This window comes from Geomonas sp. Red276 (genome assembly GCF_054784495.1).
Map to the genome: position 1 here is coordinate 25,955 of NZ_BLXW01000043.1, position 15,965 is coordinate 41,919.

General features: G+C 62.6%; 16 protein-coding genes. 13 read left to right on the forward strand and 3 right to left on the reverse strand.

Going from position 1 to position 15,965, the window contains the following annotated elements; all coding sequences use genetic code 11:
• The first annotated feature begins 63 nt into the window (after positions 1-63).
• On the forward strand, positions 64-1,443 hold the full coding sequence (locus ACYVL5_RS20650; RefSeq protein WP_460597461.1) for a ParA family protein: 1,380 nt from the start codon (positions 64-66) through the stop codon (positions 1,441-1,443).
• 116 nt (positions 1,444-1,559) lie between these two features.
• On the opposite strand, the gene ACYVL5_RS20655 is transcribed toward ACYVL5_RS20650, so the two are convergent.
• Positions 1,560-2,450: a divergent polysaccharide deacetylase family protein gene (locus ACYVL5_RS20655; protein ID WP_460597462.1), complete on the reverse strand. Its 891-nt coding sequence runs from the start codon at positions 2,448-2,450 to the stop codon at positions 1,560-1,562.
• Positions 2,451-2,784: 334 nt separating this feature from the next.
• On the opposite strand from ACYVL5_RS20655, the gene ACYVL5_RS20660 reads away from it, so the two are divergent.
• The 3 genes from ACYVL5_RS20660 to ACYVL5_RS20670 all read left to right on the forward strand — a co-directional run bounded on the left by ACYVL5_RS20660 (position 2,785) and on the right by ACYVL5_RS20670 (position 5,547).
• Positions 2,785-3,198, forward strand: a complete 414-nt coding sequence (locus tag ACYVL5_RS20660; RefSeq protein ID WP_460597463.1) for a bacteriohemerythrin — start codon at positions 2,785-2,787, stop codon at positions 3,196-3,198.
• A 253-nt stretch (positions 3,199-3,451) separates the two neighbouring features.
• A complete protein-coding gene (locus ACYVL5_RS20665) occupies positions 3,452-4,168 on the forward strand; it encodes a c-type cytochrome (RefSeq protein WP_460597464.1) in 717 nt (238 codons plus the stop codon).
• On the forward strand, positions 4,165-5,547 hold the full coding sequence (locus ACYVL5_RS20670; protein ID WP_460597465.1) for a cbb3-type cytochrome c oxidase subunit I: 1,383 nt from the start codon (positions 4,165-4,167) through the stop codon (positions 5,545-5,547). Before ACYVL5_RS20665 ends, ACYVL5_RS20670 begins: the two co-directional genes overlap by 4 nt.
• A gap of 114 nt (positions 5,548-5,661) precedes the next feature.
• Here the strand turns inward: ACYVL5_RS20670 and hcp are convergent, their stop codons facing one another.
• Positions 5,662-7,308, reverse strand: coding sequence for a hydroxylamine reductase (gene hcp, locus ACYVL5_RS20675; RefSeq protein WP_460597466.1), 1,647 nt, complete (start codon positions 7,306-7,308; stop codon positions 5,662-5,664).
• Between the two features lie 202 nt (positions 7,309-7,510).
• Between hcp and ACYVL5_RS20680 the strand changes: the two genes are divergently transcribed.
• Entirely contained in the window at positions 7,511-7,672 is a 162-nt protein-coding gene (locus ACYVL5_RS20680) for a hypothetical protein (RefSeq protein WP_460597467.1), read from the forward strand.
• Between the two features lie 4 nt (positions 7,673-7,676).
• Here ACYVL5_RS20680 and ACYVL5_RS20685 read toward each other — a convergent pair whose 3' ends face one another.
• A complete protein-coding gene (locus ACYVL5_RS20685; RefSeq protein ID WP_460597468.1) occupies positions 7,677-8,231 on the reverse strand; it encodes a DinB family protein in 555 nt (184 codons plus the stop codon).
• Between the two features lie 176 nt (positions 8,232-8,407).
• Here ACYVL5_RS20685 and ACYVL5_RS20690 point away from each other — a divergent pair, with 176 nt between their 5' ends.
• Genes ACYVL5_RS20690 through ccoS form a run of 8 tightly spaced genes read left to right on the forward strand, consistent with a single transcriptional unit; the run spans position 8,408 to position 15,587 of the window.
• Positions 8,408-9,808: a cbb3-type cytochrome c oxidase subunit I gene (locus ACYVL5_RS20690; RefSeq protein WP_460597469.1), complete on the forward strand. Its 1,401-nt coding sequence runs from the start codon at positions 8,408-8,410 to the stop codon at positions 9,806-9,808.
• Between the two features lie 12 nt (positions 9,809-9,820).
• Positions 9,821-10,684, forward strand: coding sequence for a cbb3-type cytochrome c oxidase subunit II (locus tag ACYVL5_RS20695; protein WP_460597470.1), 864 nt, complete (start codon positions 9,821-9,823; stop codon positions 10,682-10,684).
• 1 nt (position 10,685) lies between these two features.
• A complete protein-coding gene (locus tag ACYVL5_RS20700) occupies positions 10,686-10,826 on the forward strand; it encodes a cbb3-type cytochrome c oxidase subunit 3 (RefSeq protein WP_460597471.1) in 141 nt (46 codons plus the stop codon).
• Positions 10,827-10,850: 24 nt separating this feature from the next.
• Entirely contained in the window at positions 10,851-11,339 is a 489-nt protein-coding gene (locus tag ACYVL5_RS20705) for a c-type cytochrome (protein ID WP_460597472.1), read from the forward strand.
• A complete protein-coding gene (locus ACYVL5_RS20710; protein WP_460597473.1) occupies positions 11,317-12,555 on the forward strand; it encodes a CcoG/RdxA/FixG family protein in 1,239 nt (412 codons plus the stop codon). Before ACYVL5_RS20705 ends, ACYVL5_RS20710 begins: the two co-directional genes overlap by 23 nt.
• A 25-nt stretch (positions 12,556-12,580) precedes the next feature.
• Positions 12,581-13,024 (forward strand): FixH family protein, encoded by a 444-nt coding sequence (locus ACYVL5_RS20715; protein WP_460597474.1) that lies wholly within the window; start codon positions 12,581-12,583, stop codon positions 13,022-13,024.
• On the forward strand, positions 13,021-15,426 hold the full coding sequence (locus ACYVL5_RS20720; protein ID WP_460597475.1) for a heavy metal translocating P-type ATPase: 2,406 nt from the start codon (positions 13,021-13,023) through the stop codon (positions 15,424-15,426). Before ACYVL5_RS20715 ends, ACYVL5_RS20720 begins: the two co-directional genes overlap by 4 nt.
• Positions 15,423-15,587: a cbb3-type cytochrome oxidase assembly protein gene (gene ccoS / locus ACYVL5_RS20725; protein WP_460597476.1), complete on the forward strand. Its 165-nt coding sequence runs from the start codon at positions 15,423-15,425 to the stop codon at positions 15,585-15,587. The genes ACYVL5_RS20720 and ccoS overlap by 4 nt, the downstream gene beginning before the upstream one ends.
• The last annotated feature ends 378 nt before the right edge of the window (positions 15,588-15,965 follow it).

The following is a 15,965-nucleotide window of genomic DNA, read 5'->3' on the forward strand; positions in this document are numbered from 1 at the left end:
GTTTCTACCACGCCCCCCTGCCACTGTCAAACCGGTTGACCGTGCGAGAGCGTCGATGGTAATATGCGCGCCATGGAAAAGTACCCTTATGTAATTACCGTCTCCTCTGAGAAAGGGGGAGTGGGCAAGACCACCCTGGCAATCAATCTGGCAATCTTCCTGAAGGCTCTCGACGAAGACCTCCCGGTCTCAATCTTCTCCTTCGACAACCACTTCACCATCGACAAGATGTTCTCCATCAAGGGACAGAAGTTGACGGGGAGCGTGGCCGACCTGCTGCTGGAAACGCCTGGCCGGGATCTTTTGCACACCGGCCAGTACGGGGTGAACTACATCCCCTCCTCCAACTCGCTCCCCGAACTGCGCGGCTCCTTCAAGGGACCGATGGTGCTGGCGAGGCTTTTGGCCATGTCGGAGATCCCCGGCATCCTGATCGTGGACACCCGCCCGGACCTCGACATCATGACCCAGAACGCCCTCTTCGCGGCGGACCGGGTGCTGGTGCCGATCAAGGACATGGCGTCCATGGACAACTGCCGCAACATCTTCGAGCTCTTCGACAAGCGCGGGCTGGACAGAAAGAGCCTGACGCTGATCCCCTGCCTGATCGACGAGAGGATCAAGTTCGACGGGATGTTCAAGGACCAGAAGACACTCCTGAAGGCCTTCGCCATCAACCGCGGCTACCGCTGCTCCGAAACCTTCATCTCCAAGAGCCCGAAGGTGGAGAGCCTCAACACCAACCCGGAAGGGAAGATCCACCCGATCCTCACCCACGGGCGCGGGACCGACGTCTTCTCCCAGTTCTCGTCGCTGGCCGACGGTGCATTGCAGGAGTATCGCGAGACCACCGAGCCCCGCGCGCTGCTGTTCGACAAGTGGCAAAAGGAAGAGGACCAGCGGAAGAAGGAGGCCTACTTCGGGAGGCTCACCGGGTTGAAGAGCGAGTGTCTGGTCTGCGGCAGGGAATTGAGCCAGGACTCCCAGATCGCTTACTACTGCGAGAGTTCCGACTCCGCGACCTGCGGCTACATCGAGGCCGACTGCTTCACGAGCTTCCTCGTCTCGGCCATCTTCCGGATCGGCCGCGAGCTGCCGGCCGAGGACCCGACCCGTCTGATGATCCACCAGACCGCCCGCCAGTCGGTCTTCGTGCTGACTCCCGGCGAGGGGGAAACTCCCGACACCGTCGATTTCCACCGTTTCGATCTGGACGGCAACCCGCTTTTGAAAAAGACCTATCCGCTTAACCTTGCGCCTGAACGGGACGAGCTTTCCGGGATGGTGGAAGGGACCCTCGGCGGCTACGAGGGGCAGTTGCGGGACGCCTTCCTGATGGTGCATCCGGTCAACGGCGAGAACCCCGCCTCCATCCTGGTGGAGGACAACTACCGCGAGATGATGAAGCTCAAGAGGAGAATCGCCGAGCAGATTTACGTCTAAGCGCCACTTTCCCGGGCTATTCCAACAAAAAGGCACCCTCACCGACGCGTGAGGGTGCCTTTTTGTTTGGTTCACAGTCAGACCTGTCAGACCGGCCGGACAGGTCGGACTGAGCCTTAGCGCACGAGCGCGGAGGCGTGGACGAAGGTGATGCCGGAGGCGGCCAGCTCGGGAAGGGCCGCCTTCAGAGTCTGGATGGTGGCGGGATGGGGATGGCAGATGGCGATCGCCTCCCCTCGCTTGCCGGCGATGGCGGCCGCCTTTTCCAGCTGGCTGCGGATGGCCGGCACGCTCTGGACATTGTCGAGGAAGACCTCGCGGTCGCCGGTGCGCACCCCCATCCGGCGGGCGACCCGGGAGCCGACCGAGGCGGGAGAGGTCTTGCTGTCGACGAAGAAGAATCCCTTCTCCTTCAACACCTTGAGGACCACCTCCATCTTCCCGGCGTCCTGGGTGAAACGGGACCCCATGTGGTTGTTGGCCCCGGTCGCGTGGGGGACCATCCCGAAGTAGCTCCGCGCCCGCTGCTCGACCTCGCCGTCGCTCATGGAGAGGAGCAGCCCGATCTTCTCCAGCGGCTGCTGCGGATACCCTTCCGGCTCCATCGGCATGTGGATCATCACCTCGGCGCCGGCACTGTGGGCGGCATCGGCGACGTCCCTGGCATGGGCAAGACTGGGAATAACCGAGAAGGTCAGCGGGAGGCCGATGGAGAGCAGCGCCTGGAGATCGCGGGGGGAGGCGCCCATGTCGTCGATGATGATGGCGAGCCTGCCGGGGCCTCCCGGGTGACGGATCGGCGCCACCGGCTGTTCGCGATGAGCGGGCGACGGGGCATGAGCCGCGGGGGTGGCCGCCGAGCTCATGGCGCTCATGGCCGGCGGTCGGGGAGGAATCGGCTCTTTGGAAGCGGTCTGGGGGGGAGCTTTCGGCGTCGGGAGCTGGAAGTGCACGAAGCGGTCGATCAGGAAAAAGCCGGCGGCGACCAGGACTATCGCCGCTACCATGAGGATCAGTCTCCTGGCCCGGTTGTCAGGGCGTTTGCGTCTGTTAATCTTCCTCCCGTTTCTTGCCAATCAACTACTCCTGCAATCACTCATAAATTTTGAACAGCGGCCTCGATCTTAGTCAAGAGGCGCAGGTCCTGCAACCGAAAAGTGACTTAGCTTTGCGGGGAGGGACGAAATGAGAATGCATGCCCGGCGAAGAAGCGGCACCGGACAGGATGATACATTAGATAATTGTTGAAAATGAGCTGACCGTTAGGTATAACCCCAGTGGAAGGTCCAGCCGACCAAAAGCGTCGCCGGCCGAAAGATCGGCGGCTCAAGGAGAGGTACCGTGGTCCAATGGCAGGAAAGTCTATCGATCGGGGTCCTGGATGTGGACATCCAGCATAAGCTGCTGTTCGAGAAGTTCAATGACTTCCTCCTTGCCTGTGACGCCCACCTCGATCATGAGGCCATCTACCGCCTCTTCTGGTTCGTCGAGGCCTATGCCGTGACCCACTTCAGCAGGGAAGAGGCCCTGATGAAGGAACTGAACTACCCGGGGATGGCCGGACACCGGGAGATGCACCGGCGCTTCAGCGAACAGGTGGCCGACTTCAAGGAGCAACTCAAAAATGAAGGCCCCACCCCGGTACTGGTGGCAGCCATCAAGGACTTCATCGCCCAGTGGCTGGTGGAGCACATCTCCACGGTGGACAAGGGCATTGGTACCTTCATGAACGAACAGGGGGCAGGCAGCCAGTAGTCTGCCGGCCGTCGGACCCAGTCGGACCAGCCTCCACCAGCCTCCACAAGCCTCCACGCACCTGCCCCACCTGCCCCACCTGCCCGTTAGCCGCTCTTTGCCCCCGCTGGACAACCCAACAACCGCCCCACCATATCCGCTTTCGATACCTGCCCCCCCTGGCCCACCACACCTCACGGACTTTCCCCTGTTGACACCAACCGCCTTCGTGTAAAGATTATATTTTGCTAATAAATCAGCATAGGAGGTTGGCATGACCGGGAAAACAGCCCGCTGGATCTTCTGGATAGGGACCCTCTCCTCCGCCGTCATTTTCCTCTGGATGACCTACGACTTCCACCGCCAGACCCCGACTTTCGCCCACACCGACCGCCTCACTGCCGAGGTCATTGCCGGGAAGAAGGTGTGGCATCGTTACAACTGCAACGATTGCCACACCATCCTCGGCTTCGGAGGCTACTACGCCCCCGACATGACCAAGGCCTTCTACCGCCTGGGCCCCAACAACGTCGCCACCATCGTCATGCACCCCGAGGCGGTCTACAAGAACTCCTTCCGCAAGATGCCCCAGCTCGGTGTGACCCAGCCGGAAATCGCCCAACTCAACGTCTTCCTCAAATGGGTCGGAGAGATCGACAACCGGCACTGGCCGCCGCAGGACGAGAAGTTCGTCAAGGCCTATTACCAGCGGGCCGCCGCGCCGCAAAACCTCAGCAAGGTGGACATCGTGATGGGGGCCTGCGGCGGCTGCCACAGCTTCCAGAACCTCGGTCGTAACGTGGCCGGCTCCTTCGAGGACATCGCGAAACGGATCACCTACGACCGCGCCAATCTCGTCCGCTATATGCTCAACCCGCAGTCGGTCAAGCCGGGGATCGCCATGCCGCCCCAGAACGTCACCCCCGAGACGGCGGGAATCATCGCCGACTTCATCCTCGCCCTCAAAGTCCCCAAGGAGGTGCGCCAATGACCGCCATCGATTACCCCAGCCAGCGCGTTTCGCTCTGGTACTTCCGCATCGCCCTGGTCCTCTTCATCCTGCAGGTCATCCTGGGGCTGTGGCTCTCCATCAACTACGCCTTCACGCTGCCGCAGGCGCTGGTTGACGTCTTCGCCTTCAACACCGCCCGCTCCATCCACACGAACCTCCTGGTCGCCTGGATGCTCTTAGGCTTCATGGGGGGGACCTACTACATCCTTCCGGTGGAGTGCGAACGCGAGCTCTACAGCACCAAGATCGCCTATCTCCAGTTGGCCATCTTCGTCCTCACCGCCGTCACCGCCGTGGTCGGCTTCCTCTTCCGCTGGACCCGGGGCAAACCGCTCCTCGAGATCCCCTTCCCGCTCAACGCCCTGATCGTGGTGGCCGCGCTCCTCTTCATCGCCAACGTCGCCATGACCATCTTCACGGCCAAGGTGAAATCGGCGCTCCAGTGGATGCTTTTAGGGGGGGTCGCCTTCCTTGCCGTCATGTACCTCTTCGGCATGCCCTTCTACCAGAACCTCAACACCGACTATTACTACTGGTGGTGGGTGATCCACCTCTGGGTGGAAGGCGCCTGGGAGGTGGTCACCGCCTCCATCGTCGCCTTCATCATCATGCGGGTCACCGGTGTGGAGCGTAAGGTGGTGGAGAAGTGGCTTTACGTGGAGACCGGCCTCTTCCTCTTCACCGGCATCGTCGGGACCGGGCACCATTACTACTGGATCGGCGCCCCCGATTACTGGCTCTGGTGGGGCGGTGTCTTCAGCGCGCTGGAACCGCTTCCCATCGTGCTGATGGTGGTCGACACCTGGATGCACGTCAGGGAAAGGAAGAACCCGATCATAAACCCGCTCACCTGGTACTACATCGTGGGGCTCGCCATCTACCACCTGGTCGGGGCCGGTCTGTGGGGCTTCATGCACACCCTTCCGCCGATCAACTACTACACCCACGGCAGCCAGGTCACCGTCTCCCACGGGCACTTGGCCTTCTTCGGCGCCTACGGGATCCTCAACCTGACCATCTTCTACTTCGCGATGCCGCGGCTCAAGAACATCATCAAGTACCGGGACCGGTTGGGACGGTGGGGATTCTGGATCATGACCATCGCCATGTTCCTCCTCGGCCTGGTCTTCGGGATCGCCGGGATCCTGCAGACCTACCTGGAGCGCTTCCTCGACATCGGCTACAGCACCGCGCAGATCACCATGATGTTCTGGTTCAGGATCGCCTTCGGGATCGGGCTGGTCTTCCTTATGGGCGTCATCATCACCGTCTGGCATCTCTTCACCATCAAGCCCGCGGCGGACCAGCCTCAGGAAACGCCGGGCTCGGAGCGTGGCCCGGCGACGGAAGGGATCTGATCTCTTCCCCCTCACCCCCCAGAGGGGAAGGGGGGAACCTTCAAAGAACAAGAAGCGCCGGGAACCTTAAGTTCCCGGCGCTTCTTGTTCAGCGTTCATCCTTCAAAACTATTCTTAGGCCAGCGTCGCCTTCAGGTCGTCGTCCACCTTCCCGATTTGGCCGATGTTGAAGTTGTCGACCAGGAACTTGAGGACGTTGGGGGAAAGGTAGGCCGGCAGGGCCGGACCGAGCTTGATGTTCTTGATCCCCAGGTGCAGAAGCGACAGCAGGATGACGTGGGCCTTCTGCTCGTACCAGGAGAGGATGAAGGAGAGCGGGAGATCGTTCACGCCGCAGTTGAAGGCGTTGGCGAGCGCCAGGGCGATCTGCACCGCCGAGTAGGCGTCGTTGCACTGGCCGACGTCCAGAAGGCGCGGGATGCCGCCGATGTCGCCGAACTCCTCCTTGTTGAAGCGGTACTTCCCGCAGGCCAGCGTCAGGATCATGCAGTCCTTGGGAACCTTCTCGGCGAACTCCGTGTAGTAGTTCCTCCCCGGCTTGGCGCCGTCGCAGCCGCCGATCAGGTAGAAGTGCTTGACCGCGCCGCTCTTGACCGCCTCGATGACCTTGTCGGCCACCCCCAAGACGGCGTTGTGACCGAAGCCGACCATGATCTCCTTGGCGGGGGCATCCGGGAGGTCCGGGGACTCGAGCGCCTTGGTGATCACTTCATCGAAGTTCCACCCGCTGAGATGCTTGACGCCGGGCCAGCCAACCTCGCCCCAGGTGAAGAGCCGGTCGGTGTACTGGTCGGCCGGGCGCTGGATGCAGTTGGTGTTGAAGATGACGGCCCCGGGGAAGTTCTGGAACTCCTTGTACTGGTCCTGCCAGGCGCCGCCGAAGTTGGCGAAGAGGTGGGAGTACTTCTTGAGCCCCGGGTAGCCGTGGGCCGGGAGCATCTCGCCGTGGGTGTAGACGTCGATCCCCTTGCCGTCGGTCTGCTTGAGGAGCTCCTCGAGCATCCTGAGGTCGTGGCCGGAGACCAGGATCCCCTTCCTCTTCCTGGTCCCGAGCTGGACCTTGGTGGGGACCGGGGCGCCGTAGTGGTCGGCATGCCCCTGGTAGAGCATCCCCATCACCTGGATGTTCATCTTGCCGACCTCCATGGAGAGGTTCACGTAGTCCATGAGCCCCTTGGAGGGATCGGCGGTCGCCGCCAGCGCTTTATGGTAGAAGGCGAAGACGTCGTCGTCCTTTTTGCCGAGGTGGTAGGCGTGGCTTGTGTAGGCGGCCATCCCCTTCAGGCCGTAGATGACGAGCTCGATGGCGCTCAGGACATCGGGGTCGCTGTGCTGGCTCTTGACGCCATGCTCCTTCCCCTGGGCGACCAGCCCTTCGAGGCTGTTGGCGATGGCCCAGGTGGCCGGACCGGCGGTGACGGCGGGAGCGGGGGTCCCGTTCTTGGCGAGGTAAGCCTTCTCGTAGAGGAGCTTCGCCTTCTCCTTCTCGTCGAAGCACTTCCTGAGCTTGCCGGCGATCTGGACGGCGTCGAAGTCGACGTTGGTGACCGTGGTGAAGAGCCCCTCGATGAGGAACTTGTCGATCACATCGTCCTTGGCGCCGAACTCACGGGCCTTGTCGGCGTAAATGGCCATCCCCTTCAGGCCGTACAGCATCAGGTCCTGCAGGGCGGCCACTTCCTCGTTCTTGCCACAGACACCGACCACTTCGCACCCGGTCCCCTTGGCAGCCTGCTCACATTGACGGCAAAACATTCCCATAGAAACACTCCTCCTTTGAGTTTGCGGTTATCCCTGAAGTGACACCAGAAAAACTCTGTGAAGTATATCCGGTAAAATGATTCCGGCAACTTCGCTCGCTGCGCATTTGATCCCCAGCCTCCACGCTCGGTAGAAACCCGCGACCTTAGGTGGTACAGTCAATACAGGATCGACGAGATTTTGCTGAAGTTCGGGAGGCAACATGGGCAAAGAAACCAAGACCCTTTGCAAGTGGGACAAGGACGACATCAAGGACAATTTCAAGGAACTGAAGAAGATCGTCTCCACCCCTGCCTATATCTGCAAGAGGTGCTGCAGGGTCGCCAAGAAGGAAGAGTATCTCTGCAAACCCGAAGAGCTCTGAGAGGTCAGGCGCCCCCCAGTTCATCCAGTACCCGCTCTATCAGCACCGCATGGTAACGGGCATGCTGCACCAGGAAGTACAGCCACTGGTACATGTCGAGCCACCCCGACCGGTTGACCGACATCCTGATGCGGCATAGCCTCCCCTCCCCCTCTCTCATCCCCTCCAACAGCTCGTGGCACCTTTGCCGCTGTTCTCCCAGCCGCTCGCGGATTTCCCGGACGCCGGGGAGACCGGTCGGGATCATGTGCCGCGGGGGCGCCCACGCGAAGGCGTCCGGGTCGGCGATGGCCGCAAGGGGCTCGAGATCGCTCTCCCCTTCGACAACGGCGCCGGCGGCCTTCCTCTTCAAGGCGGTACGGCACCCCTTGCCGATGGTCAACAGCAGGAAGTGATCGGCCAGGGCCACGTGCTCCAGGTGCTCGGCGATGGTCCAGGCATCCTCGCGGCCGGGGCGGCGGGAAAGAAGCTCTTCGGGAAGCCCGCAAAGGGCGTCCAACTGGGAGAAGATCTCCTCCACCGCTGTCATCACCCTTTCCACCGTTGCAACCTCTGACATAGCGCCCCTCTCTTCTACAGCAGATCAATTAACTACTGGCAGTGACTTGATAATCAGCGATTACCAAATAAACTAACCAGTGGTCCTGTTATTCCAGACGGTGCAACAACTCACACAGTGGCGACGATCTTTTGCCCAACGGTTGCTTGCCAACGTCTCACCCAGTGGAGGAAGACATGAATCAGCAGGAAGGTTACGCGGACGAGGTGGTCAAAGGGTTCATACTGTGGAGCATCATCTGGGGGACGGTCGCCATGCTGGTCGGGCTCCTGATCTCCCTCCAGATCGCCTTCCCCCAACTGAACATCCCCCCTTACCTCACCTACGGAAGGCTGCGCCCGATCCACACCAACGCCGGGATCTTCGGCTGGGGGATCGGAAGCTTCATGGCCTTCTTCATCTACATGACCCAGCGCCTTTGCAAGAGCAGGCTCTGGAGCCCGGGGCTTGGGCGCTTCCAGTTATGGCTCTTCAACATCACCATCGCGACCGCCGCGGTCACCCTCCTCTTGGGGATGAACCGGAGCAAGGAATACGCGGAGCTCGAATGGCCGGTGGCCTTGATGGTGGTGGTCCTCTGGGTGATCTTCGCGGTGAACATCATGATGACCATCATCAAAAGGCGCGAGGAGCAGATGTACATAACGCTCTGGTACGTGCTGGCCACCCTGGTCGGGGTCGCCATCCTCTACCTGGTGAACAACGCCGGCATCCCGGTCTCCCTCACCAAGTCCTACAGCGCCTACGCGGGCGCCAACGACGCCAACGTGCAGTGGTGGTACGGTCATAACGCGGTGGCCATGGTGCTCACCACCCCTCCCTTGGCCATCTTCTACTACTTTCTCCCCAAGTCCACCGGGGTTCCCATCTACAGCCACCGGATGGGGGTGATCGCCTTTTGGAGCCTCATCTTCATGTACCTTTGGACCGGCGCCCACCACCTCCTCTGGACCCCGGTCCCCGACTGGGTCCAGACGCTCGCCATGGGCTTCTCCGTCATGCTGATCGCCCCCTCCTGGGCGGCGGTCTTCAACGGCTACTACTCGATGGAGGACCAGTGGCACCAGATGCGGGATAACTACCTCACCAAGTTCCTCATCTTCGGCATCACCTTCTACGGGATCCAGACCCTCCAGGGGCCTGCCCAGGCGATACGCACCTTCTCGGCCTTCATCCACTACACCGACTGGGTCCCCGGCCACGTGCACATGGGCGCACTCGGGTGGGTGTCGCTGGTGATCTTCGCCGCCATCTACTACTCGCTGCCCAAACTCTACCACACGGAGATCTACAGCGTCCCGCTGGCCAACCTCCACTTCTGGCTCGCGGTGACCGGACAGCTGATCTTCTCCATCAGCATGTGGATCGCCGGCGTGCAGCAGGGGGCCATGCTCAACGCCACCAACCCGGACGGCAGCCTCCACTACAGCTTCATGGAGACCGTCGTCGAGCTCTACCCCTACTGGTACATGCGTGCCTTCGGCGGCGTCGTCTACTTCGCCAGCATGCTGGTCTTCCTCTACAACATGTACAAGACCATCGCCCGCGGCAAGGCCGGCGCGGCGCAAACCGCCTAGAAAGGAGTGGTCATGTTCGAGAAAAAGCCCGTCGTCCTGCTGCTCTTGGCCGCCGCCACCATCATGGTGGGGACCGTCGTCACCATGATCATGCCCTTCAAGTGGATCAACGATCCCAAGCTGGCCATAGCCTCGGTGAAACCGTACACCCCCCTCCAGCTCGAGGGGCGCGACATCTACATCCGCGAGGGGTGCAACAACTGCCACACCCAAACGGTACGGCCGCTCCTTTCCGACACCGAGCGCTACGGCGAATATTCCAAGGCCGGCGAGTTCGCCTACGACCAGCCGTTCCTCTGGGGTTCGCGGCGTACCGGCCCCGATCTCGCGAGGATCGGCGGGAAGTACCCGGACGCCTGGCACTACAAGCACATGCGCGACCCGCAGTCGATGGTGCCGCGCTCCAACATGCCGAAGTACGCCTTCCTCGACCGGCCGCTTGACACGAGCCTCACCGAGAAGAAGATGAAGGCCCTCAACTTCCCGTACACCCCGGCGGACATCCAGGCGGTGAACGGCAAGACCGAGATGGACGCCCTGGTCGCCTACATGCAGAAGGTCGGCAACGACATCCCGTGGAGAAAGAGCCAGCAGGCCCAGGTGGTGGGCGAGGCCAAGAACCCGTACCAGGACAACCTCGCGGTCGTCCCCGAAGGGAAGAAGGTCTACGACGAGAACTGCGCCCAGTGCCACGGCAAGGATCTCAAGGGCGAGGTGGGGCCGCCGCTCATAGATCTCGACAAGCCCGACGCCCAGGTGTTCAACTCCGTCTTCGGCGGCATCCAGACCGGCGGCATGCCGGCCTTCGGCAGCAGCCTCGGCAAGGAAAGCATCTGGAAGGTCGTCACCTACATCAAGTCGGCCCACAGGCGCTGATATGGACCTGGCCAGCATCTTTTACCTGGGGTTCACCATCTTCCTGTTCCTCGTCTTCGCAGCCATCGTGGCCCGCACCTACAGCCCGCGCCGCAGGGAGCAAGAAGAGGAGCCGAAATACCGGATGATGGACGAAGAGTGAAGGTCAATTCCAAGGAGGATTACCATGTCGGATCTCGACAAGGAATACGATGGCATCAGGTACAAGGCTAAGGACACCCCCCCCTTGATCTTCAAGGCGATCTTCACCGTTTTGGTGATCTGGGGGCTTTGCTTCATGGGGTACTACCTCTTCAGCGGCTGGAGCTCGGAGGGGGAATTCGCCGCCATCAAGCGGGCCAAGGAGGCGAGGCTCGCCGCCGAGAAGTCCAAGGGGGGACAGGCCGCGCTGCCGACCAACGAGGAGAGGCGGAGCACCGACCTTATGGCGGTCGGCAAGAAGGAGTTCGCGGAGCGCTGCATCTCCTGTCACGGCCCCGACGGCAAGGGGGGGATCGGCCCCGACCTGACCAAGAAAACCTACAAGTACGGCCGGACCGCTCCCGAGGTGATGCAGACCCTGGTCGAGGGGCGCCCGGGCGGGATGCCTGCCTTCGGCAGCGAACTCTCCAAAGACAAGCTCGAGGGGCTCGTTGAGTACGTCCTCTCGCTCTGACAACGGGGGGGGGATCCCCCTCATCGGCCCCAAACGCAGGCTGGTCCAATGGCTCGCCAGCCTGCTTATCCTTCTCATCCCCTTCGTCCAGGTGGGGGGCGATTCGCTTTTGAGGCTGGACGCGGCCAGCCGGACCCTGCTCCTCTTCGGGGCGAGGATCCGGATCGAGGAGTTCTACCTCTTCCTTTTGGCCACCCTGATCTTCGTCTTCGGGTTCCTGCTCCTCACCATGCTCTTCGGGCGGGTCTGGTGCGGCTGGCTCTGCCCCCAGACCACCATCTGCGATCTGGCCGACTGGCTGGACGCCCGGGTGGCGCGGCTTCCCAAACCGATGGCGGCGGCGGTCAGGCAGGGGGGATACCTCCTCCTTTCCTTCCTCGTCGGGAGCAACCTGGTCTGGTACTTCATCCCCCCCGGCGAATACGTGAAAAGGCTCGCGTCGGGAGAGCTCGGGATGGTGGCGGGGATCGCCCTGGTCTCCATGTTTCTCCTGGTCTTCCTGGACCTGACCCTGGTGCGGCGGGGCTTCTGCAAGACGGTCTGCCCCTACGGCCGCATCCAGCTTCTGACCACCGAGGCGGGCACCCTCACCCTCGAGTTCGATCCCGCCCGGAAAGACGAGTGCATCCGCTGCGCCGCCTGCCTCAGGGCCTGCCCGATGGGGATCGACATCCGGGATGGCCTCAAGATCGAGTGCATCAACTGCGGGCGCTGCCTCGACGCCTGCCGGCTGGTGATGTCCAAAGGGGGGCGCGAGGGGCTCTTCCATTACACCTTCGGCGGGAGCGGGGTGAGCACTTCGGGGCTACTGAACAGGAAGTCGATCCTTTTGGCCGGGGTGCTCGTGCTTCTGACCGTCATCCTGGCGCTCGGGGTGACCCACCGCCGGGAGGCCACCGTCAAGGTGCAGCGCTCCGCCTACGGAGAGGTGAAGAAACTCGCCGACGGCACCCTGGTCAACTTCTACCAGGTCTTCCTGGAGAACCGCTCCACAGAGGCGGCCACCTTCTCGCTGGAGGCAGCACCGGTGAACGGTTACCAGGTGACGCTGGTGGGACCGGTCCGGGAGCTGAAGCTTGCCCCCAACGAGAACCGGAAGGTGGATGTGGCGGTAAAGGTCCTGCCCGCCCCGCCCGCCAACATGAAGCTCGAAGTAAGGCTGATGCGGGGAGCTGCGGTCATCGCGACCTCTCCCCTGCCCCTTTTGGTGAAATAAAGGGGCATCAAACTCAGGAGACCGAATGTCTGCAACCGATTCTTCCATACGCCGCTGGAAGCTCGCCCTGGGCTCCCTGGTCGGGCTCTTCCTGATCGGCATGGCCGTCAGTTTCACCCTCGCCGCCCGCAAGGTGAGCCGGGTGGTGGACCGCGACTACTATACCCACGGTCTCCAGTACGGGCAGTGCCTCCCCAACGCCGACTGGACGATCGCTCCTTACGTTCAGAAGGGGTACCTCGTCGCCCGGGTGGTGGACAGCGGAGGAGGCCTCCTTCGGGGAGGGCGCCTGCAGTTCGAGCCCGAGGAGGAAGGTACGGAGCGGGCCGTCGGCCTGACCTTCGCCGAGTCCTCCCCCGGCGTCTTCAAATCCGTCGCACCGCTCCCCCCCAACATGGAGTTGCACGGCACTCTCCGTTTCATCCGCGGCGAGGCGAACACCTGCCGGAAAGTGGTCCTCTTCAATTGAGCGGGAGCTGCTTCCACTGCGGTGCGCCGGTCCCCCCCGGGATGCCCTCCATTGACGGAGGGAGCGCCGGAACCATCCGCTTTTGCTGCCCCGGCTGCCACGGGGCCTACCTTCTCATCACCGGCGCCGGGTTGGACGACTTCTACCGCCGGCGCCAGGCCACCGACGACGGCCCCTCCCCCGCCGCCTTCCAGGAATCCTTCGACGACGGCTACCTCTCCCGCTTCGTCCACCCCGCCGGCGACGCGAGCGCCATCGACGTCATCATCGACGGCATCCGCTGCGCTTCCTGCGTCTGGCTGAACGAAAAGATCATCGGGAGAATCGAAGGGGTCCGCGAGGCCCGGGTCAACTACGCCACCGGCCGGGCGCACATCCTCTTCGAGGGAGATACCGTCACCCCAGCAGCCATCTTCTCCCGGATCGCCGAGCTCGGCTACCGCCCCCGCCCCTACTCCGAAACGGCACGGGAAGAGGGGGCGAGGCGGGAGCAGCGGGATCTTTTGTTCCGGCTGGGGACCGCCTTCTTTCTCACCATGCAGCTCATGGCCTACTCCTTCTCCCTCTACGCCGGTTACCTGCAGGGGATGGACGGCCAGACCAAGGGATACCTGCAGTTCTTCTCCCTGCTCGTTACCGCCCCGGTCATCTTCTACAGCGGCCGCCCCTTTCTCTACGGCGCATGGCGCTCGCTCGTGAACCGCGCACCGAACATGGATCTCCTGATCGCCCTCGGCGCCCTTTCCTCCTTCTTCTACAGCGTCTATGAGCTCTGGGCCGGTGGTGAAGTCTACTTCGAGACGGCCGCCATGATCGTCACCCTGATCCTGGCCGGAAGGCTTCTTGAGAACATGGCGCGGCGCCGCGCCTCGGGGGGAATCGAACACCTGTTGGGGCTTTGCCCGGCCGAGGCGCACCGGTTGGTGGGCGAGACGTTCGAGAAGGTCGATCCGGCGGAGCTCAAGGTGGGCGACCTGGTGCTGGTGGCGGCCGGGGAGCGCTTCCCGGTGGACGGGGAGGTAGTGAAAGGAACTGGCGAGGTGGACGAATCCCCCGCCACCGGAGAGGCTCTCCCCGTCCTGAAGTCGCCGGGAGACGCGGTGATCGCCGGGAGTTGCAACCTGAGCGGGAGCTTGACCATCGCCTGCGAGAAAGAGGCCGGCGACAGCTTCATTGCGCGGGTGGCGCGGCTCGTGGAGGAGGCCCAAAGCCGCCGCGCCCCCATCCAGGGGATAGCCGACCGGGTCAGCGCCGTCTTCGTCCCCGCCGTCCTGGCCCTTTCCGCCGCCACCTTTCTCTGGAAATATCTATCCGGCCACCCCCTCGGGGCCTCGCTGATGGACGCCCTCTCCGTCCTGGTCATCGCCTGCCCGTGCGCGCTCGGGCTCGCCACCCCAACCGCCATGGTGGCGGCCACCGGGGCGGCGGCCATGGGGGGAGTCATCTTCCGCGGCGGCGACGTGCTGGAAAAGCTCAGCCGGATCAAAACGGCCGCCTTCGACAAGACCGGCACGCTGACCTGCGGCGCCCCCACCCTCGTGGAGATCGTTCCCGCCGCGGGCCGATCGGAGGCGGATCTGCTGGCCACGGCGGCCGCGCTGGAAACGGGATCGCGGCACCCACTCGGGAAGGCGCTGGTGCGGGAGGCCCAGCAAAAGGGGCTCTTCCCCGCCCCCGCCGATGAGGTCAAGGAAGTCGCGGGAGGAGGTATCAGCGGCATCGTCGCCGGGAAGCGGGCGGTGGCAGGAAGTCCGCGCTATCTCGCCAGCCAGGGGGTTACCGTTCCGGGTGACCTCGCCATCCCCGACCGCTCGCTGGTCGTCTGTGTCGCCGTGGAAGGAGAGATGCTCGGGACCTTCGTCCTCAGGGACCGGCTCCGTGACGATGCCGGGCCGCTCGCCGGTTACCTCGCCGGTGCCGGGATCGCCACCGTGCTTTTGAGCGGCGACCGGAGCGAGGCGGCGGCCGAGACGGCGGAAGCGGTGGGGATCAAGCAATGGCGGGGAGAGCTTTCCCCCGCCGGCAAGGTGGCAGCGGTCGAGCGGTTGCGGGAGGCTGGCGGAGTCCTCATGGTAGGCGACGGGATTAACGACGCCCCGGCACTGTCCGCGGCCGACGTAGGCTGCGCGCTGGCCGGCGGGACCGATCTCGCCGTAGAGAGTTCCGAGCTGGTGCTGGTGAAGCCCAATCTCGAGCGGCTCATCTTCGCGCACCGGACCGCGCGGCGGGCGATGAACATAATCCGAGAGAATCTGGTCTGGGCCTTTCTCTACAACGCGATCGGGATCCCGCTCGCGATGACCGGCAAACTCACCCCGATCTACGCCGCGGCGGCGATGGCGCTCAGTTCGATTTGCGTGGTGGGAAACTCGTTGAGACTGACAAGGAGTAGCAAAGCGTGACCCAATCCCTGATGATGCTGTTGATCCTCTCCCTCTTCCTTGGCTGTGCCTGCTGGCTCATCTTCATGTGGGCCGTCCAGAAAGGGGAGTTCACCGATGTCGAGCGCCCGAAACACCGGATGCTCGATGACGACGATCCACCGAAACCGGGAAAGCAATAAAGCGCGGGCGACAAGGATTTAACAGACAGACGTATCAGCCGTTAGCTACTTCCAACTTCGTTTTGACAATGAGAACGAATACAGATACAGTCCCTTCCACCTAATTCCTTTCACTCAGAACCCAATCAGAGTAAATGAAAACGCGCCACCGAAGAGAGGATCTCCTTCAGAAATCGAGAGGGCTCATCGGATCCTTGGTGGTCAACACCGGCACGCAGTGAGGTAAACCCAAGGTAAACCCAAGTAGTAAACCCAAGGGGACGCCCATAAGATTACCTGATTAGCGCCAATCTTCCGCTGGAAGACAAGCGCGACATATTACGTCGTAGGTGGTTCATATAATCACGGCACATTCCATCCGAGGAGGCTGCCGTGAAG